Annotated in this window: 17 protein-coding genes; 7 read left to right on the top strand and 10 right to left on the bottom strand. The window is 73.3% G+C overall.

Annotation, left to right across the window (positions count from 1 at the left end; translation table 11 throughout):
- Positions 1–51 precede the first annotated feature (51 nt).
- The 3 genes from lpdA to ACIP4Y_RS04485 all read right to left on the bottom strand — a co-directional run bounded on the left by lpdA (position 52) and on the right by ACIP4Y_RS04485 (position 4222).
- Positions 52–1440 carry a dihydrolipoyl dehydrogenase gene (lpdA, locus tag ACIP4Y_RS04475; protein ID WP_401387585.1) on the bottom strand — a complete coding sequence of 463 codons (1389 nt, stop codon included), beginning with the start codon at positions 1438–1440 and terminating at the stop codon, positions 52–54.
- A gap of 284 nt (positions 1441–1724) precedes the next feature.
- Positions 1725–3269, bottom strand: coding sequence for a leucyl aminopeptidase (locus ACIP4Y_RS04480; protein ID WP_358647572.1), 1545 nt, complete (start codon positions 3267–3269; stop codon positions 1725–1727).
- 191 nt (positions 3270–3460) lie between these two features.
- On the bottom strand, positions 3461–4222 hold the full coding sequence (locus ACIP4Y_RS04485) for an adenosylcobinamide-GDP ribazoletransferase (RefSeq protein ID WP_401387588.1): 762 nt from the start codon (positions 4220–4222) through the stop codon (positions 3461–3463).
- Between the two features lie 60 nt (positions 4223–4282).
- Between ACIP4Y_RS04485 and ACIP4Y_RS04490 the strand changes: the two genes are divergently transcribed.
- On the top strand, positions 4283–5047 hold the full coding sequence (locus ACIP4Y_RS04490; RefSeq protein ID WP_401387591.1) for a hypothetical protein: 765 nt from the start codon (positions 4283–4285) through the stop codon (positions 5045–5047).
- Here ACIP4Y_RS04490 and ACIP4Y_RS04495 read toward each other — a convergent pair.
- The 3 genes from ACIP4Y_RS04495 to cobT form a co-directional block, all read right to left on the bottom strand.
- A complete protein-coding gene (locus tag ACIP4Y_RS04495) occupies positions 4987–5721 on the bottom strand; it encodes a hypothetical protein (RefSeq protein WP_358647578.1) in 735 nt (244 codons plus the stop codon). The two genes, ACIP4Y_RS04490 and ACIP4Y_RS04495, sit on opposite strands and share 61 nt — an antisense overlap.
- A gap of 70 nt (positions 5722–5791) precedes the next feature.
- Positions 5792–7588: a phosphatidylglycerol lysyltransferase domain-containing protein gene (locus ACIP4Y_RS04500; protein WP_358647580.1), complete on the bottom strand. Its 1797-nt coding sequence runs from the start codon at positions 7586–7588 to the stop codon at positions 5792–5794.
- A gap of 43 nt (positions 7589–7631) precedes the next feature.
- Entirely contained in the window at positions 7632–8756 is a 1125-nt protein-coding gene (cobT, locus tag ACIP4Y_RS04505; protein ID WP_401387595.1) for a nicotinate-nucleotide--dimethylbenzimidazole phosphoribosyltransferase, read from the bottom strand.
- A 133-nt stretch (positions 8757–8889) separates the two neighbouring features.
- Between cobT and ACIP4Y_RS04510 the strand changes: the two genes are divergently transcribed.
- Complete coding sequence (locus ACIP4Y_RS04510) at positions 8890–9864, top strand: class I SAM-dependent methyltransferase (RefSeq protein ID WP_401387598.1); 975 nt, start codon at positions 8890–8892, stop codon at positions 9862–9864.
- Between the two features lies 1 nt (position 9865).
- Here the strand turns inward: ACIP4Y_RS04510 and ACIP4Y_RS04515 are convergent, their stop codons facing one another.
- Positions 9866–11068, bottom strand: a complete 1203-nt coding sequence (locus ACIP4Y_RS04515) for a bifunctional adenosylcobinamide kinase/adenosylcobinamide-phosphate guanylyltransferase (RefSeq protein ID WP_401387601.1) — start codon at positions 11066–11068, stop codon at positions 9866–9868.
- A gap of 79 nt (positions 11069–11147) precedes the next feature.
- Here ACIP4Y_RS04515 and ACIP4Y_RS04520 point away from each other — a divergent pair, with 79 nt between their 5' ends.
- Positions 11148–11357, top strand: a complete 210-nt coding sequence (locus ACIP4Y_RS04520; RefSeq protein ID WP_030340902.1) for a hypothetical protein — start codon at positions 11148–11150, stop codon at positions 11355–11357.
- 49 nt (positions 11358–11406) lie between these two features.
- Here the strand turns inward: ACIP4Y_RS04520 and ACIP4Y_RS04525 are convergent, their stop codons facing one another.
- The 3 genes from ACIP4Y_RS04525 to ACIP4Y_RS04535 form a co-directional block, all read right to left on the bottom strand.
- The gene (locus ACIP4Y_RS04525) at positions 11407–12498 is read right to left on the bottom strand and encodes a S1C family serine protease (protein WP_401387604.1); all 1092 of its coding nucleotides are present in this window, start codon (positions 12496–12498) and stop codon (positions 11407–11409) included.
- Between the two features lie 56 nt (positions 12499–12554).
- Entirely contained in the window at positions 12555–13256 is a 702-nt protein-coding gene (locus ACIP4Y_RS04530; RefSeq protein WP_401388679.1) for a class I SAM-dependent methyltransferase, read from the bottom strand.
- An 83-nt stretch (positions 13257–13339) separates the two neighbouring features.
- Complete coding sequence (locus tag ACIP4Y_RS04535) at positions 13340–13936, bottom strand: DUF3043 domain-containing protein (RefSeq protein WP_401387607.1); 597 nt, start codon at positions 13934–13936, stop codon at positions 13340–13342.
- A gap of 312 nt (positions 13937–14248) precedes the next feature.
- On the opposite strand from ACIP4Y_RS04535, the gene ACIP4Y_RS04540 reads away from it, so the two are divergent.
- From ACIP4Y_RS04540 to ACIP4Y_RS04555, 4 genes are read left to right on the top strand one after another with little or no spacing between them, the layout of a single operon-like run.
- The gene (locus tag ACIP4Y_RS04540) at positions 14249–15028 is read left to right on the top strand and encodes a PspA/IM30 family protein (protein ID WP_208031826.1); all 780 of its coding nucleotides are present in this window, start codon (positions 14249–14251) and stop codon (positions 15026–15028) included.
- 33 nt (positions 15029–15061) lie between these two features.
- The gene (locus ACIP4Y_RS04545) at positions 15062–15340 is read left to right on the top strand and encodes a hypothetical protein (protein WP_401387610.1); all 279 of its coding nucleotides are present in this window, start codon (positions 15062–15064) and stop codon (positions 15338–15340) included.
- A gap of 48 nt (positions 15341–15388) precedes the next feature.
- On the top strand, positions 15389–16606 hold the full coding sequence (locus tag ACIP4Y_RS04550; RefSeq protein ID WP_401387613.1) for a sensor histidine kinase: 1218 nt from the start codon (positions 15389–15391) through the stop codon (positions 16604–16606).
- Positions 16603–17283 (top strand): response regulator, encoded by a 681-nt coding sequence (locus tag ACIP4Y_RS04555; protein ID WP_401387616.1) that lies wholly within the window; start codon positions 16603–16605, stop codon positions 17281–17283. The genes ACIP4Y_RS04550 and ACIP4Y_RS04555 overlap by 4 nt, the downstream gene beginning before the upstream one ends.
- Positions 17284–17428: the final 145 nt, after the last annotated feature.

Here is a 17428-nt window from a genome sequence, read left to right on the forward strand (position 1 = left end):
GCTCCTAACGAATTGCGGAAGTCTGTGTCGTCGCGCCCGTTGACCGAAGGCTCAGTCGTGGGAGTGCAGCGGCTTGCCGGCCAGGGCCAGGTGGGCCTCGCCGAGCGCCTCGTTCTGCGTCGGGTGGGCGTGGATGAGCTGGGCGACCTCGGCCGGCAGCGCCTCCCAGTTGTAGATCAGCTGGGCCTCGCCGACCTGCTCACCCATGCGGTCGCCGACCATGTGGACGCCGACCACGGCACCGTCCTTGACCTGGACGAGCTTGATCTCGCCCGCGGTCTTGAGGATCTTGCTCCTGCCGTTGCCCGCCAGGTTGTACTTCAGAGCGACGACCTTGTCCGCGCCGTAGATCTCCTTGGCCTTGGCCTCGGTGATACCGACGGAGGCGACCTCCGGGTGGCAGTACGTCACCCGCGGGACACCGTCGTAGTCGATCGGAACGACCTTCAGACCGGCCAGACGCTCCGCCACCAGGATGCCCTCGGCGAAGCCGACGTGCGCGAGCTGGAGCGTCGGGACGAGGTCACCGACGGCGGAGATGGTCGGGACGTTGGTCCGCATGTACTCGTCGACGAGGACGTAACCGCGGTCCATGGCGACCCCGGCCTCCTCGTAGCCCAGGCCCTGCGAGACCGGGCCGCGGCCGACGGCGACGAGGAGGACCTCGGCCTCGAACTCCTTGCCGTCGGCGAGGGTGACCTTCACACCGTCCTGGGTGTACTCGGCCTTCTGGAAGAAGGTGCCGAGGTTGAACTTGATGCCGCGCTTGCGGAACGCGCGCTCGAGGAGCTTCGAGGAGTTCTCGTCCTCGACCGGGACGAGGTGCTTCAGGCCCTCGATGACCGTGACGTCCGAGCCGAAGGACTTCCACGCCGAGGCGAACTCGACACCGATGACACCGCCGCCGAGGATGATCGCGGACTTGGGCACGCGGTCCAGGACGAGGGCGTGGTCGGAGGAGATGATGCGGTTGCCGTCGATCTCCAGGCCCGGCAGCGACTTCGGCACGGAGCCGGTCGCCAGCAGGACGTGGCGGCCCTGGATGCGCTGGCCGTTCACGTCCACGGAGGTGGGGGAGGACAGCCGGCCCTCACCCTCGATGTACGTCACCTTCCGGGACGCGATGAGCCCCTGCAGACCCTTGTACAGGCCCGAGATCACGTCGTCCTTGTACTTGTGGACGGCCGGGACGTCGATGCCCTCGAAGGTGGCCTTGACGCCGAACTGCTCGCTCTCGCGGGCCTGGTCGGCGATCTCGCCCGCGTGCAGCAGGGCCTTGGTGGGGATGCAACCCCGGTGCAGGCAGGTGCCGCCGACCTTGTCCTTCTCGACCAGGGCGACGTCCAGGCCCAGCTGCGCCCCGCGCAGGGCCGCGGCGTAACCACCGCTACCACCGCCGAGGATCACTAGGTCGAAAACGGTGCTGGCGTCGTTCGCCACGTCACGTCCTCCATGCATGTGCGCCGTACGCCGGTCTCCGATGACCGGCAGGCGGCTGGTGTCCGGCCGCTTGATGCTTCGGCCCTTCGGTGGGGGCCCTGTCCTGCCGGGCTCCATCTTTGCACTTGTCGGACGGGATCGAGACGCCGGGCCGGTGTGTGAGACGTCCCACGTTCACTGGAAAACGAAGGCGCGCCGGGGCAGGGGCGCGGGGAACTGCGCGAACAGCTTCCCCACGCCCCTGCAGACGCCGTACTACGGACCGGACCGAGTCGTCAGGCGACTCAGCCCAGGTCACCCGCGGCCGTCAGCTCGGCCAGCCGGACCAGCGTCCGCACCGCCGACCCCGTACCACCCTTGGGCGTGTAACCGAACGGCCCGCCCTCGTTGAACGCCGGCCCGGCGATGTCGAGGTGCGCCCACGTGATGCCCTCGCCCACGAACTCGCGGAGGAAGAGACCGGCGACCAGCCCGCCACCCATCCGCTCGCCCATGTTCGCGATGTCGGCCACGGTCGAGTCCATGCCCTTGCGCAGGTGCTCCGGCAGCGGCATCGGCCAGGCCGGCTCGCCGACCTCCTCCGCCGCCTCGTACACCGCGGAGCGGAACGCGTCGTCGTTGGCCATGACACCGAACGTCCGGCTGCCCAGCGCCAGCATCATCGCGCCGGTCAGCGTGGCCACGTCCACGATCGCGTCCGGGTCCTCCTGCGAGGCCGCCCACAGCGCGTCGGCGAGTACCAGCCGGCCCTCGGCGTCGGTGTTGAGCACCTCGACCGTCTTGCCGCTGTACATGCGCAGCACGTCACCCGGGCGCACCGCGGAGCCGGACGGCATGTTCTCGGCCAGCGCCAGCCAGCCGGTGACGTTGACCTCCAGCCCGAGGCGCGCGGCGGCGACGACCGCGGCGAACACGGCGGCGGCACCGCTCATGTCGCACTTCATCGTCTCGTTGTGCCCGGCCGGCTTCAGCGAGATGCCGCCCGAGTCGTAGGTGATGCCCTTGCCGACGAAGGCCAGGTGCTTCTCCGCCTTCGGGTGCCGGTACGACAGCTTCACCAGGCGCGGGGTGGCCGCCGAGCCGCCGCCGACGCCGAGGATGCCGCCGTAGCCGCCCTTGGCCAGGGCCTTGTCGTCGAGCACCTGCACCTTGAGGCCGTGCTCCTTGGCCGCGGTCTGCGCGATGCCGGCGAAGGCGGCGGGGGTGAGGTCGTTCGGCGGCATGTTGATCAGGTCGCGGGCGCGGTTCAGCTCCTCGGAGACCGCGACCGCGCGGGCGAGCGCGCCCTTGTGGGCGGCGTCGCGCGGCTTGCCGCCGAGCAGCGCGGCCTCGGCCAGCGCCGCCTTGCCGTTCTTGGCCTTGGCGTTCTTGGCGTCCTGGGCGCCGCCCTTGTAGGTGTCGAAGGAGTAGGCGCCGAGCAGGATGCCCTCGCTGATCGCGCCGATGGCGCCGGGGCCGTCCACGGGCAGCGCGAACGCGGCCTTCCGGGACCCGGTGAGTGCGCGGGCGGCCACGCCGGCGGCCTTGCGCAGGGCCTCGGCGTCGTAGCCGGCGTCGGCGTCCTTGTCGTCGGGCTCCGCGCCGAGGCCCACCGCCACCACGAGGGGGGCCTTGAAGCCGGCCGGTGCGGGCAGCTTCGTCAGCTCGCCCTCGGCACCCGAGGCGCCGAGGGTCTCCAGGACGCCGGCCAGCTTGCCGTCGTACGCCTTGTCCACGGCCTCGGCGCCCGGCGCGACGACGGGCCCCTGGGCGCCCTTGGCGACACCGATCACGATCGCGTCGGCCCGCAGGCCGGGCGCCGAGGCGGTGCTGAGAGTCAGAGCAGTCACGGTGGTGAAATCTCGCTTCCGATGTGAAGTTGCAGTGGCCGAAATGGGGTGGGTCGACCGGGCCCGAGAGCCGACCCTAGGTCCACGCCTGGGGACAGGTGGCAACCGGGGCCTTCACCCTGTCGGCGAACACCCGGGACGAGACTACGCGCGTGGGCGCGTTCGCTCATTGCTTCGGGTGCCCCAAGGCGCTAGCGACCAAGAGCCAGCACCACGAGGGCCATGGTCGCGGCCGTCTCGGCGACCGCGCCGAACACGTCTCCGGTGACCCCGCCGAACCTGCGGACGCACAGCCGCAACAGCACCTCGGCCCCACCGGCCCCCGCCACCACAGCCGCAGCGACCCGCGGGCCCGCCACCGCGGCCACCGCCACCACCCCCACCGCGACCCCCAGGGCGACAGCCCCCGGCACGACCCCGGCCACCGCCGCCCCCAGCCCCTCCGGGCGGGCGGGCGGCACCCCCGCGCGGGCGGCCAGGGTGAGGGCCAGCCGGGCCGTGACCGCCGAGGCCACGGCCGCCACGGCACCCCGGGCCCACGAGTCGCCGTAGAGCTGCGCCAGCACGGCGACCTGGGCCAGCAGCACCAGGACGAGGGTGAGCACCCCGAACGGCCCGATGTCCGACTGCTTCATGATCCGCAGCGCGTCCTCGGCGGGTCTGCCGCTGCCCAGCCCGTCGGCGGTGTCGGCGAGCCCGTCGAGGTGCAGGCCCCGGGTCAGCGCGGCCGGTACGGCGACCGAGGCGACGGCGGCGAGCAGCGGGCCCGCGCCGAGCAGGAGCAGCAGCACACCGAGCCCGGCCGCGCAGCCGCCGACGACCAGCCCGGCCACCGGGGCCGACAGCATGCCCCCGCGCGCGGCCACCCGGTCCCAGCGGTGCACCCGGACGGGCAGCACGGTGAGGGTGCCGAAGGCGAACCGGAGACCGTCGAGGGGGGAGGACTTCTGCATCGGCGCAGGGTACCGGGCGGCCGGAGGGCCACCGATGGGTGCCGGGGATACAGTGCGCACATGGGGCACTGGTGGGTGCGCAACATCGTCGAGCCGGGCAAACTCCCGCTGCTGCTCGCCCTCGCCGCCTTCGTGCTGACCTTCGTCGTCACCCGGGTCGTCACCCGTCTCATCCGGGCCGGCAAGGGCCCGTTCGGGAACGTCAAGGCCGGCGGGCTGCACATTCACCACGTCGTGCCCGGGGTCGTCCTGACCCTCGTCGGCGGCTTCGGCGCGGTCGCCAGCGACCGGCACGGCGCAGGCGGGACCGTCTCCTCCGTGCTGTTCGGCATGGGCGCGGGCCTGGTCCTGGACGAGTTCGCGCTGATCCTGCACCTGGACGACGTCTACTGGACCGAGGAGGGCCGCAAGAGCGTCGAGGTCGTCGTGCTCACCGCCGCCCTCGTCGGCCTGCTGCTCGGGGGCTTCTCCCCGTTCGGCGTCAACGACCTGTCGCAGGAGGAGCTCCAGGACCGCGGCGGCGCCCTCGCCACCATCTCCGGGAACTTCCTCCTCTCGCTCATCGCCCTGGGCAAGGGCAAGGCCCGCACCGCGCTCTTCGGGGTGATCGTGCCGCTGGTCGCGCTGGTCGGCGCGGTCCGGCTCGCCCGCCCCGGCTCCCCGTGGGCCCGCCGTTTCTACGTCCGCCGCCCCCGCGCCCGCGCCAAGGCCGCCCTGCGCGCCTACCGGCACGACCGCCGCTGGGCCCGGCCGCGCCGCGCCGTTCAGGACTGGATCGGCGGCAAGCCCGACCCGCGTCCGGCGCGCCTGCCCGACCACAGGTGACGGCGGGCGCGGCGCGGCCGGCCCGCCCGCTGGTGCCGCACCGCCGCCAGCAGGCACAGCAGCCCCACCGCCATCAGCGCGGCCAGGTGCTCCTTGCCCGCCAGGTTCTCCTTCACCAGCACCTCGACGACCATGGCCAGGGTCACCGCACCCGCCGTCACGTAGGCGCCGTACCGCCAGGCCACGAACACCGCGAGGCCCACGACCGCCGCCGACGGGCCGGTGTCCACCACCTGCCCGTCGGTCCACGGCAGCCCGAACGGGGCGTGCCCGCCGAGGGTGATGCCCAGGCGCGCGTACAGGGTTCCGGCGAGCGTGGCGACGTAGGCGATGGTCAGCGTCCGCCACCAGCCCAGGCACAGCTCGGCGATCCCGAACACCAGCAGGATCTGGGCCAGCGCCCCCCACACCGGCAGGTCCAGCGCGGGCACGAACAGTGACAGGGGCGTGCGCAGCAGGGCCAGCCACAGCGGGTCCTCGGCCCGCACCGCACCCAGGTTCTGCACCGGCTGGTAGCCCCACGGCTGGTTCTGCACGTACTGCAGGAACGCCGTCAGACCCACCGCGGCGACCGTCATCGGGACCGCCGCCGGCCCCCGTTTCCGCAAGGCCTCGCGTGCGGCGGCGCACAGCGGCCCCCACTCGGCACGTGCCCAGCGGGCCAGGGCCCTCATGGCACGGCCCTCATCGAACGTTCCCCCGTCAAGCGTTCCGGCCATCGAGCGTTCCCCCGTCGAGCGTGTCTCATCGGTGCGTGTCCAGGTGCCTGCGGTGCAGCCACTTCGGCAGTCCCGGCGCTTCCAGGAAGCCTTCCGCGCGGGCCGAGGCGAGGCCGATGCGCAGCAGGTCCGCGCTCTTCTCGAAGAGCAGGAACCGCGGCTCCCAGATGGGCCGGTACTTCGCGTTGGCGCGGTACAGCGATTCGATCTGCCACCAGCGTGAGAAGAAGCTGAGCAGCGACCGCCACAGCCTCAGCACCGGACCGGCACCGAGACGTGCGCCACGTTCGAAGACCGACCGGAACATCGCGAAGTTCAGTGAGACCTGCGTGATCCCGATCTCCCCGGCCCGCCGCAGCAGCTCGATGACCATGAACTCCATCAGCCCGTTGTCGGAGTCCCGGTCGCGCCGCATGAGGTCGAGGGACAGCCCGTGCGGCCCCCACGGCACGAAGGAGAGCAGCGCCCGCAGCCGGCCCTCGGCGTCCGTGCACTCCAGCATCACGCACCGGCCGTCCCCGGGGTCCCCGAGCCGGCCCAGCGCCATGCTGAAGCCGCGCTCGGTGGCACCGTCCCGCCAGTCGTCGGCCCGCTCGACGAGGGACGCCATCTCGTGGGCCGGGATGTCGGCGTGCCGCCGGATGCGCACCCGGTACCCGGCCCGCTTCACCCGGTTGTACGCCTGCCGGACGGTACGCATCGCGCGGCCCTCCAGGGTGAACTCGGCGACCTCCACGATCGCCTCGTCCCCGAGTTCGAGGGCGTCCAGGCCGTGCCGGGAGTAGACCGTCCCGGCCTCCTCGCTCGCCCCCATCACCGCCGGGATCCAGCCGTGCGCCCGCGCCTGGGCGAGCCACGGCGCAATGGCCCCCGGCCACGCCTCCGGGTCCCCGATCGGATCCCCGGACGCCAGGCTCACCCCGCCGACGACCCGGTAGGCGACGCCCGCCTTCCCCGTCGGCGACCACACGACGCTCTTCTCCCGGCGCAGCGCGAAGTAGCCGAGCGAGTCGCGGTCGCCGTGCCGCTCCAGCAGCTCGCGCAGCCGCTTCTCGTCGTCCTCGGTGAGCGGGTCCACGGCCCGCCGGGACCGGAAGGCGGCGTAGAGGACGGCGAGGACCAGGGCCGTACTGAGCACGTTGACCGCCACGTTGGCCCAGTTCGGCGGGTCGATGCCCGGGAAGTGGGACTCCTCGGCGGCCACCGACACCAGCCGCAGGGTGCCGTAGTGCCAGCGCTCCGGGAACGTCGAGCGGGCCGCGTCCGGCGCCTGGTTGGTGACCGTCACCAGCAGCCCGGCCAGCAGGCTCGCCACCAGCCCGCCGCCGACGGCCACCGTGGCCGCGAGCCGCGGGTTGGACCGGTCGCCCTTGGCGTAGAACTCCCGCCGGCCGACGAGCAGCGCGCCCACGAAGGCGGCGGTCAGCGCCAGGGAGATCCAGTTCTGCGCGTACCGCCGGATCTCCGGGAAGGCCATGGCGAACGCGAACAGGGCCAGGAAGAGCCCGCTCACCACCAGGTTGAGGATCCACGCGGCCCGCTTGCGGCGCCGCATGGTGATCGCCAGGAAGGCGGTGAACACCCCGGAGGCGAAGCCGGCCGTCAGCAGGTACGGCGTGAAGAAGTCGTCCTGGTTGTGCCGGCGCACGTCCTGGCCGAGCGAGACCCACACCGCGCTGAGGAAGTTGATGAAGGCGACGGTCCGCAGGTACCAGACGGCGAAGGCGGCGGCCCGCCGGGACGCCCCGGTGGACCGCCGCACCTGCTCACCCGTCCGCGCCGCCTCGACTCGCTGCTCCACGGCAATTCGGGCATCTCCCATGGGGCAGGATCATATGGGGCGCGGATATGGCGAACGGCACTTTTCACTCCGGCGCGGACGTCGCCCCTCCGCTTCCCCCGCCCGGCTGCTCCGCCTCCTCCGTCTCCGGCTCCTCCCCGGGCCCCGGCGTCTCCGGCAACTCCGCCGCCAGCGCGGCCGCGGCCCGCACCAGCGGCAGCGCCAGCAGCGCGCCGACCCCCTCGCCGACCTTCACGCCCTGCGCCAGCAGCGGTTCGAGGGCCATCCGGTCCAGCGCCTTCGCCTGTCCCGGCTCCCCGCTGTCGTGCCCGGCCAGCCACCAGTCCGGCGCCCGGAACGCCACCCGCTGGGCGACCAGCGCGCAGGCTGCGGCCACGACCCCGTCGAGAATCACCGGCAGTTTCCGTACCGCGCACTGGAGCAGGAACCCGGTCATCGCCGCGAGGTCCGCCCCGCCGACCGCCGCCAGCAGCTGGACCTGGTCGCCGAGCACCGGCCGGGCCCGCCGGAGCGCGTCCCGGATCGCCGCGCACTTGCGCATCCACGCCAGGTCGTCGATCGCGACCCCGCCCCGCCCGGTCACCACGGACGCGTCGGTCCCGCACAGCGCGGCGATCAGCACCGCCGCCGGCGTGGTCCCGCCCACGCTGACATCCCCGAGCACCACGAGATCGGTGCCCGAGTCGGCCTCCTCGTCGGCGACCGCGACACCCGCCAGCAGGGCGGCCTCGGCCTGCTCCGGCGTGAGCGCGTCCTCGATGTCGATACGGCCGCTGCCCCGCCGCACCCGGTGCCGTGTCACGTCCTTCGGGAAGGCGTCCGGCTCGCAGTCCAGCGCCATGTCCACGACCCGTACCGGCACCTCCAGTCGGCGCGCGAGCACGGACACCGGGCTGGCGCCCTCCAGCACCGCCCGCACCAGCTGCTCCGCACCGCCCGCGGGCCGAGCCGACACGCCCAGCTCGGCGACGCCGTGGTCACCGGCGAACAGCACCACCCGCGGCCGTTCGACCGGCCGTACCGGTACGGCGCCCCGCGCGGCCGCCAGCCATTCGCCCAGCTCGTCCAGGCGGCCCAGCGCCCCCGGCGGCACGATCTGGCGCTCCCGCCGGGCCTCGGCGTCGCGGCGCACGCCCCCGTCCGGGCGCTCGATCAGATCGGTGAAGTCGTCCAGATTAAGGCTGCTCATTCGCCGAACAGTACCGCCAGCCAACGACGGCTTCCGCGCCACATCGCCACCACACCCCCGCGACGTCTTTGCACCTCAGGTCGGTATCCCATACGTTCCGTTTTGCCGCGGAATGTCGCACAGGGAGCCGCCCATGCCGACCACGCCCCTCACCCCGCAGATCACCACCCCCTTCGACCCCTTCCAGGAGCCGCGCCGCGAGGACTGCCCCTGGTGCGGCTCCCGCAGCCTGCGCACCCGGGTACGCGCGCCCGACCCGCTGCGCCACCGGCCCGGCACGTTCGTCCTCGACCGGTGCCGGGACTGCGGCCACGCCTTCCAGAACCCGCGGCTCACCGCGGAGGGAATCGCCTTCTTCCACCGGGACTTCTACGAAAGACACCTCGACGAGCTCACCGCCCGCGTCCTCTCCCCCGGAGCGGTCCGCCGCCGGCACCGCACCACCGCCTGGCGCCTGTCGGCGCTGCGCGAGCCGGAGAGCTGGCTGGACGTCGGCACGGGCTACGGCCGCTTTCCCGAGGCGGCGAAGGAGTTCTTCCCCTACACCAGCTTCGACGGGCTCGATCCGACGGCCCGGGTGGAGCAGGCGCTGCGGGAGGGGCGGGTGGAGGAGGCGCACCAGGGCTACCTGGCCACGCCGGGGATGGCGGCGCGGCTGCGCGCCCGCTACGACGTGGTCACCCTGTTCCGTCACCTGGAGCACGCGCCCGACCCGCGCGCCGAACTCCGGGCCGCGCTGACCGTGCTCAGGCCCGGCGGCCACCTGGTCGTCGAAGTCCCGGACCCCCGCTGCCTGTTCGCCACGCTCCTCGGCAGACGGTGGCTCCCCTACGGCCAGCCGCGCCACCTGCACCTGCTGCCCCTGGCCAACCTGCGCGCGGAGCTGGAGACCCTGGGCTGCACGATCCTGGTGACGGACCGCAAGGATCCGCATGTGCCCTACGACCTCGCAGCCGCCGTCGCCCTCTCCCTGGCCCCCGCCCACCCACTGCTCCAGCTCGCGGCCGGCCCCCTCCTGGACGTGGCCGCAGCACTGGACCACGCCCTGGCCCCCCTCTTCCGCCGCACCCGCTTCTCCAACGCGTACCGGATCGTGGCGCGGAAGTAGCTCACCCCCGGAGCACCAACGCCTGCCCGGCGACGACGAGCAGCACCTGTTCGCACTCCGCGCCGAACGCCGCGTTCAGCCGCCCGAGTTCGTCCCGGTACCGCCGCCCGGAGGCCGTCGCGGGGACGATCCCGGAGCCGACCTCGTTGGACACCGCGACCACGGTCCGCCGAGTGGCGCGCACCGCGGACGCCAGTTCCCGCACCCGCTCCCGCAACGCCTTCTCGCCGCCGCCCGCCCACTCCGCGTCGTCCCACGCCCCGACGGAGTCCATGACATCGGTCAGCCACAGCGACAGACAGTCGATCAGCAGCGGCGGCCCGTCCTCGGCCAGCAGCGGCACCAGGTCCGTCGTCTCCGCCGTACGCCACGACCCCGGCCGCCGCTCCCGGTGCACGGCCACCCGCGCCGCCCACTCGGTGTCCCCGCCCCGCGTGCCGCCCGTCGCCACGTACAGCACGTCCGGGAAGGTCTCCAGCCGCCGCTCCGCCTCCACCGACTTGCCCGAGCGCGCCCCGCCCAGCACCAGCGTCCGCCGCGGCACGTCCGGCACCTCCTCGTACGCCCCGACCACCAGCGTCGTACCGTCCGGCACCGCCCGGGCCCCGGCCGCCGCGAGCCGGCGCCGCAACTCCGCGCCGGGCGGCACGTCGTGGTCCAGATGGACCGCGAGCACGTCGGTCGTGGGCCCGACCGAGCCCACCGCGCGGAGCCGGGCGAGCGCGTCGGGCCGCCCGACGACATCCGCGAGGAGCATGTCGTACGACTCCGCCGTCGCCTCCTCGAGACCGGCCGGAGCCCCGCCCGGCGGCAGGTACAGCAGCCGCTGCCCGTCCGGCCCGGTCACCGCGTACCCGGTGCCGCCCGCGTCCATCGCCACCGCCCGCACCCGATGCCCCGTCAGCAGCGCCAACTCCCGCCCGTCCGGCACCCGCCCGGGCTGCGGCAGCCCGGCCGGCACCTCCACCGCGGGACCGTCGTGCGGATGCGACAGCAGCACCTGCCGTACCCCGCCCAGCGAATGCCCGGCGCGCGCCGCCGCGAAGGCCGCACCCGGTGTCAGGTCGAGCAGCAGCGCGCCGTCCACGAGCACCGCGGTCGCGGCCCGTGCGTCCGGCCCGAGCGCGGTCGCACAGGCGGCACAGGAACAGTCGGGGCGAGGCAGTCCCGCGGGGGCGCCGGTACCGAGCAGAGTGATGTCCACGGATCGATTTTCACCTCTCTGAGCAGGTCTTGCGCTTCCGGCTAGGCTCTCGGCAGGTGTTGGATCAAAGGAGGCCCACATGACGGCATGGACGTGGCGGTTCGAGAAGGCCGACGGGACGGAGGTCCAGCCGGCCGTGCAGCCCGAGGAGTTCACCACCCAGGGCGACGCCGAGTCCTGGATCGGCGAACACTGGAAGGCGCTGCTGGAGGGCGGGGCCGACCAGGTGCGGCTGTTCGAGGAGACCACCGAGATCTACGGGCCGATGAGCCTGCAGGCCGACGCCTGAGGCCACCGGCGGGACGAGAAGGTGGGGAGGGGGCCGCGGGCTTCCCTCCTCACTGCTCGCCCAGCGTCACCTGGACCGTCTTCTCGGCGCCGTCGCGCAGGTACGTCACCGACGTCCGCCGGCCCGGCTTGTCGGCCGCCAGCGCCTCGGCGAGCGAGGTGATGGTGGTGATGGGCTCGTCACCCACCCTGGTGATGATGTCCCCGGGCCGCAGGCCCGCCCGGTCGGCCGCACCGCCGGCCCGGACGCTGACCACCGCCACCCCGACCGGCTGGTAGCGGTCGTCCACGACGGTCCGCGCGGTGATGTCGAGGGCCGCCCGCCCCGAGTCGACGACCTTGCCCTGCTTGACGATCTGGTCGGCGATCGTCCGCACCATCGACGCCGGGATCGCGAACCCGATACCGGGCGCCGCGCTGCCGCCGAGGCTGGGGTCGGCCGCCGCGAGCGTCGGGATGCCGATCACCTGCCCGTCGAGGTCGACCAGGGCGCCGCCGCTGTTGCCGGGGTTGATCGCGGCCGACGTCTGCACCATGTTCGCGATCGTCGCGCCCGTACCGCCCTCCGCGCTGCCCTCGCTGACGGTCCGTCCGGTCGCCGAGACGATGCCCTGGGTCACGCTGGACGACAGCCCCAGCGGCGACCCCATCGCCAGCACGATCTGACCGACCTCCACCTTGTCGGAGTTCCCGAGCACCGCCGGCTTCAGCCCGTCCGGCACCCGGTCCAGCCGGATCACGGCCAGGTCCTGCTCGGGGTAGGAGTAGACCAGGCTCGCGGTGAGCGGCTCCTCGTTGCTGGCCGTGGTCACCTGGAAGGTCTTCTCCGACCCGACCACGTGCGCGTTGGTGACGATGTGTCCGTTGCCGTCGTACACCACACCGGAGCCCAGGTCGTGGCTCGCCTGGATCTGCACCACCGACGGCAGGACCTCCTTGATGACCCTCTGGTACTGGTTCTGCAGGTCGCTCGCGGCCATCGGCACGGCCGCCCGGGTGCCCGCCGGAACCGTCGCCGGGGCGTCCCGCCCGGCCGGGGCGGCGGGGACGGTGCAGCCGGCGGCGAGGGCCGCGCAGCACGCCAGCGCGGCGGCGCGGACGGCCGTCCGCGGGGCACGCGCACGGGTACGGGAAGCGTCCATGCCCCGAGTCTCACCGCAAGGTGATCATCCGTCCCGCGCTGTTGCCCCGAACGGGCTCAGCCGCGTACCCCGCACAGATGCAGCAGCGCCGCCACCCCGCGATAGGGGTCCGTGCGCCCGGCCCGCTCCTCCACCGCGAGCAGCGTCGGGAGGTCGTCCGGTATCGCCGCGTCGCCCGCCGCCGTGTCCGTGAAGACCCGGACGCCGTACCAGGCGTGCAGCGGGGCGGCGATGCCGGCGAGCGTGGCGGTCAGGGAGGCCAGGCGGTCGGCGCGGACGTCCAGGCCGAGGCGGTTGCGGTACGCGGTGGTGTCGAAGGCGGCCAGGGCGCCGGCCCAGTCGCCGGTCAGGCCCGGGCGCATGGCGAGCGCGTCGCCGTTGCGCACCAGAAGAGAGAGCAGACCGCCGGGGGCCAGCATCCGGGCCAGGCCCGCCACCAGCGGGTCGGGCTCCTCGACGTACATCAGTACGGCGTGGCACAGCACCACGTCGAAGCTGCCCGGCAGGAAGTGCACGCCGGTGTCCCGCCCGTCGCCCTGCACCAGCCGGACCCGCTCCCGGATGCCCTCCGGCTCCCGGGCCACGGCCTCCCGGGCGGCGGCGATCATCGTCGCGTCCTGCTCCACCCCGGTCACCTGGTGGCCGAGCCGGGCCAGCCGCAGCGCCTGCGCGCCGCGGCCCATCCCCACGTCGAGCACCCGCAGCCGCCGCCCGACCGGGAACCGCCCGGCTATCTGCTCGTCCAGCTGCCGCGCCACCAGCTCCTGGCTCACGACATCCCGCAGGCCGCCCAGCCTGTTCGGCCGGGCCTCGGCCGCGCCCCCGGTGAAAGCGTCAGCGCTCAGGGCCGCTCTCCGCGCTTGACCTGCGGCTTCGGCAGCCGAAGCCGGCGCATCTGCAGGGACCGCATCAGGGCGTAGGCGACCGCGCCGCGCGTGTTCTCGTCCGGGAAGCGCTCCTTGAGCCGCTTCTTCAGCCGGAAGCCGCTGAACGCCGCGTCCAGCACGATCAGCACGATCACGACCAGCCACATCAGCAGCGCGATGCTCTGGATCGCCGGCACCCGCACCACGCTCAGCACCAGGATGACCACGGCGAGCGGCAGGAAGAACTCGGCCACGTTGAACCGCGAGTCCGTCCAGTCCCGGGCGAACCGCCGGACCGGGCCCTTGTCACGGGCGGGCAGGTACCGCTCGTCGCCGCCGGCCAGCGCCTGGCGCTGCCGCTCCAGCGCTCGTCGCCGCTCCTCGCGCTGGCGCTTGGCTGCCTCCTTGCGGTTGGTCGGCGTGTGGGCGACGCTGCGGCGCTGGGACTGGGCCTCACTGCGCTTGGGCGTGGGCCTGCCCTTGGGGGCCTGCGGGTCACGGGGCTGCTTGGAGTCGGTCACCGGCGCCTTGTCGGCGGGGGCCTTCTCTTCCTTGGCACGGCTACGGAACACAAAACCCAAGGGTACGGGCTGCACCGGCATGGACCCCAGTCCGGTGGGGAACGATCCGGCAACACCGGACGTCTTCAGAGGGACAGAGCGGGGACGAGACCGGGACGAGACCGGGGACGGAAGCGGTGGGATCCGGGTGGATCACCTACTCCTTACGCCGGAGCGGTGCGGTCCGCAGTCGTCCTCGGGGATGAGCGCATCACCCCGCGAACAGTGCGGTAATGGAAGCAGGGCCCGTACTGTGGGTCCTGTCGCAGGATCGGTGAGCTGGAGTCCGTCAGAAGGGGGCGCGCGAAGCCCATGAGCGGTGTCATGAAGCGTATGGGGATGATCTTCCGCGCGAAGGCGAACAAGGCCCTTGACCGGGCCGAGGACCCGCGCGAGACCCTCGATTACTCCTACCAGAAGCAGCTGGAGCTGCTGCAGAAGGTGCGGCGCGGCGTGGCCGACGTGGCGACCAGCCGCAAGCGCCTGGAGCTCCAGCTCAACCAGCTGCAGCAGCAGTCCGCCAAGCTGGAGGACCAGGGCCGCAAGGCGCTCGCGCTCGGCCGGGAGGACCTGGCCCGCGAGGCGCTGTCCCGCAAGGCCGCGCTCCAGCAGCAGGTCACGGACCTCGAGACGCAGCACGCGACCCTCCAGGGCGAGGAGGAGAAGCTCACCCTGGCGGCCCAGCGCCTCCAGGCCAAGGTGGACGCCTTCCGTACGAAGAAGGAGACCATCAAGGCCACCTACACCGCGGCCCAGGCCCAGACCCGCATCGGGGAGGCCTTCTCCGGCATCTCCGAGGAGATGGGCGACGTCGGCCTGGCCATCCAGCGCGCCGAGGACAAGACCGCCCAGCTCCAGGCCCGGGCCGGCGCCATCGACGAACTGCTCGCCTCCGGCGCCCTGGACGACCAGTCCGGCATGCACAAGGACGACATCCAGGCCGAGCTGGACCGGCTCTCCGGTGGTACGGATGTAGAGCTGGAACTGCAGCGCATGAAGGCCGAGCTGGCCGGGGGTTCCCCGCAGCAGGCCATCGAGGGCGGCACCGGTCAGGGGCAGTCCCAGCAGCAGCCGCAGGACACCCCGCGCTTCGACAAGCAGTAGGCCGGCGCCGGGGACCGAGCCGAGGAGGCCGACATGATCGTACGGATCATGGGGGAGGGCCAGGTGAGACTGGACGACACCCACCTCACCGAGCTGAACAAGCTGGACGACGAGCTGCTGGCCGAGATGGAGAGCGGCGACGAGGACGGCTTCCGCCGCACCCTCGGCGCTCTCCTGGACGCCGTCCGCGGGCTCGGCACGCCGTTGCCCGACGCCTCGCTGGAGCCGTCCGACCTGATCCTGCCGTCGGCCGACGCGACGCTGGAGGAGGTCCGGGAACTGCTGAGCGACGACGGGCTGATCCCGGGCTGAGCGCATCAGGGCCTGATCCGGCCTGTGCCGGAACCGTACTGTTCCTCCGTGAGCACTCTCGAACGCGCCCGGTGCAGTCTCAAAGCGCACCCCCTCGCCCTGGACGCGGCAGTCGCGGCGGGCGTGCTGGCCTGCATGGTCGCCGGTTCCTTCGCCGTGCCCCGGCGGGAACACGGCGTCACCTGGGAGCTGCGGATCCCGGACGCCCTCAGCCTGCTGCTGATGCTGGCCGGTGCGGCGGCGCTCGTCTTCCGCCGCCGCACCCCGCGCACGGTCCTGGCCGTCGCCGGCACGGTGTCCCTCGTCGAGTGCGTCACCGGCGACCCGCGCGCCCCGGTCGCGATGTCCGCCGTCGTCGCCCTGTACACCGTGGCCGCGACCACCGACCGCCCCACCACCTGGCGCCTCGGCCTGCTCACCATGACGGTGCTGACGGCCGCCGCCATGCTCGCCGGCCCGCTGCCCTGGTACGCCCAGGAGAACCTGGGCGTGCTCGCCTGGACCGGCATCGGGGCCACCGCGGGGGACGCCGTACGCAGCCGTCGCGCGGTCGTCCAGGCCATCCGGGACCGCGCGGAACGCGCCGAACGCACCCGGGAGGAGGAGGCGCGCCGCCGGGTCGCCGAGGAGCGGCTGCGGATCGCCCGCGATCTGCACGACGTCGTCGCCCACCACATCGCCCTGGTCAACGTGCAGGCCGGCGTCGCCGCGCATGTCATGGACAAGCGGCCCGACCAGGCCAAGGAGGCCCTCGCGCACGTCCGGGAGGCCAGCCGCAGCGCGCTGAACGAACTCCGCGCCACCGTCGGCCTGCTCCGCCAGTCCGGCGACCCGGAGGCCCCCACCGAACCGGCCCCCGGCCTGAGCCGCCTGGAGGAGCTGGCCGACACCTTCCGCAGCGCGGGCCTGCCGGTGGCCGTGGCCCGCGCCGACCAGGGCACCGAACTCCCGGCCGCCGTCGGCCTGGCCGCCTACCGGATCGTCCAGGAGGCCCTCACCAACGTGCAGAAGCACGCGGGGCCCGACGCCGAGGCCGAGGTGAGCGTCGTACGGGTCGGACCCAACGTGGAGGTCACCGTGCTGGACGACGGCTCGGGCACGGCCGGCGCGCCGGAGGCCGGCGGTGGGCACGGGCTGCTCGGCATGCGGGAGCGGGTCACCGCCCTCGGCGGCACCCTGACCACCGGGCCCCGCTACGGGGGCGGCTTCCGGGTCCATGCGATCCTGCCGGTCAAGACGACGACGGCCCAGGGGGAGTCCGTATGACCATCCGTGTCCTGCTCGCCGACGACCAGGCACTGCTGCGCAGCGCGTTCCGGGTGCTGGTCGACTCCGAGCCCGACATGGAGGTGGTGGGGGAGGCCTCCGACGGCGCGGAGGCGGTCCGTCTCGCCCAGGAGCACGGCCCCGACGTCGTCCTCATGGACATCCGGATGCCCGGCACCGACGGTCTCGCCGCGACCCGGCTGATCAGTGCCGATCCCGCCCTCGCGCAGGTCCGCGTGGTCATCCTGACCACGTTCGAGGTCGACGACTACGTCGTCCAGGCGCTGCGGGCCGGCGCCTCCGGCTTCCTCGGCAAGGGCAGCGAGCCCGAGGAGCTGCTGAGCGCCATCCGGGTCGCGGCCGGCGGCGAGGCGCTGCTGTCCCCGGCCGCCACCAAGGGCCTGATCGCCCGCTTCCTCGCCCGGGGCGACGACGGCGACGGCCGCGACCCGGCCCGCTCCGAGCGGCTCGGCGCGCTCACCGGCAGGGAGCGGGAGGTCCTCGTGCAGGTCGCCGGCGGCCACTCCAACGACGAGATCGCCGAACGCCTGGCGGTCAGCCCGCTGACGGTGAAGACGCACGTCAACCGGGCCATGGCCAAGCTGGGCGCACGGGACCGGGCGCAGCTCGTCGTGATCGCGTACGAGTCGGGGCTGGTCCGTCCGAGGATGGAGTGATCTCCACCCGTGCGTACTGCGCGCGGAGTAGGGGCGCGATAAAGGAACGGGACCTGGGGCCTACGGAACGGGCCCCCGGCATGGCTCAGGGTGGTCGAGTGGGCGCTCACCTGCGTCCTTGCCGCTTCTGCCGCTCACAGAAGAG

The organism is Streptomyces sp. NPDC088810 (assembly GCF_044750305.1).
Taxonomy (GTDB): Bacteria; Actinomycetota; Actinomycetes; order Streptomycetales; family Streptomycetaceae; genus Streptomyces.

Bases quoted from the DNA above. Each gene is read 5' to 3' on its own strand.
- ACIP4Y_RS04485 (WP_401387588.1), bottom strand. From the start codon at position 4,222: ATGCAGAAGTCCTCCCCCCTCGACGGTCTCCGGTTCGCCTTCGGCACC.
- ACIP4Y_RS04490 (WP_401387591.1), top strand. From the start codon at position 4,283: ATGGGGCACTGGTGGGTGCGCAACATCGTCGAGCCGGGCAAACTCCCG.
- ACIP4Y_RS04495 (WP_358647578.1), bottom strand. From the start codon at position 5,721: ATGAGGGCCCTGGCCCGCTGGGCACGTGCCGAGTGGGGGCCGCTGTGC.
- ACIP4Y_RS04500 (WP_358647580.1), bottom strand. From the start codon at position 7,588: ATGGGAGATGCCCGAATTGCCGTGGAGCAGCGAGTCGAGGCGGCGCGG.
- cobT (WP_401387595.1), bottom strand. From the start codon at position 8,756: ATGAGCAGCCTTAATCTGGACGACTTCACCGATCTGATCGAGCGCCCG.
- ACIP4Y_RS04510 (WP_401387598.1), top strand. From the start codon at position 8,890: ATGCCGACCACGCCCCTCACCCCGCAGATCACCACCCCCTTCGACCCC.
- ACIP4Y_RS04520 (WP_030340902.1), top strand. From the start codon at position 11,148: ATGACGGCATGGACGTGGCGGTTCGAGAAGGCCGACGGGACGGAGGTC.
- ACIP4Y_RS04525 (WP_401387604.1), bottom strand. From the start codon at position 12,498: ATGGACGCTTCCCGTACCCGTGCGCGTGCCCCGCGGACGGCCGTCCGC.
- ACIP4Y_RS04540 (WP_208031826.1), top strand. From the start codon at position 14,249: ATGAAGCGTATGGGGATGATCTTCCGCGCGAAGGCGAACAAGGCCCTT.
- ACIP4Y_RS04545 (WP_401387610.1), top strand. From the start codon at position 15,062: ATGATCGTACGGATCATGGGGGAGGGCCAGGTGAGACTGGACGACACC.
- ACIP4Y_RS04555 (WP_401387616.1), top strand. From the start codon at position 16,603: ATGACCATCCGTGTCCTGCTCGCCGACGACCAGGCACTGCTGCGCAGC.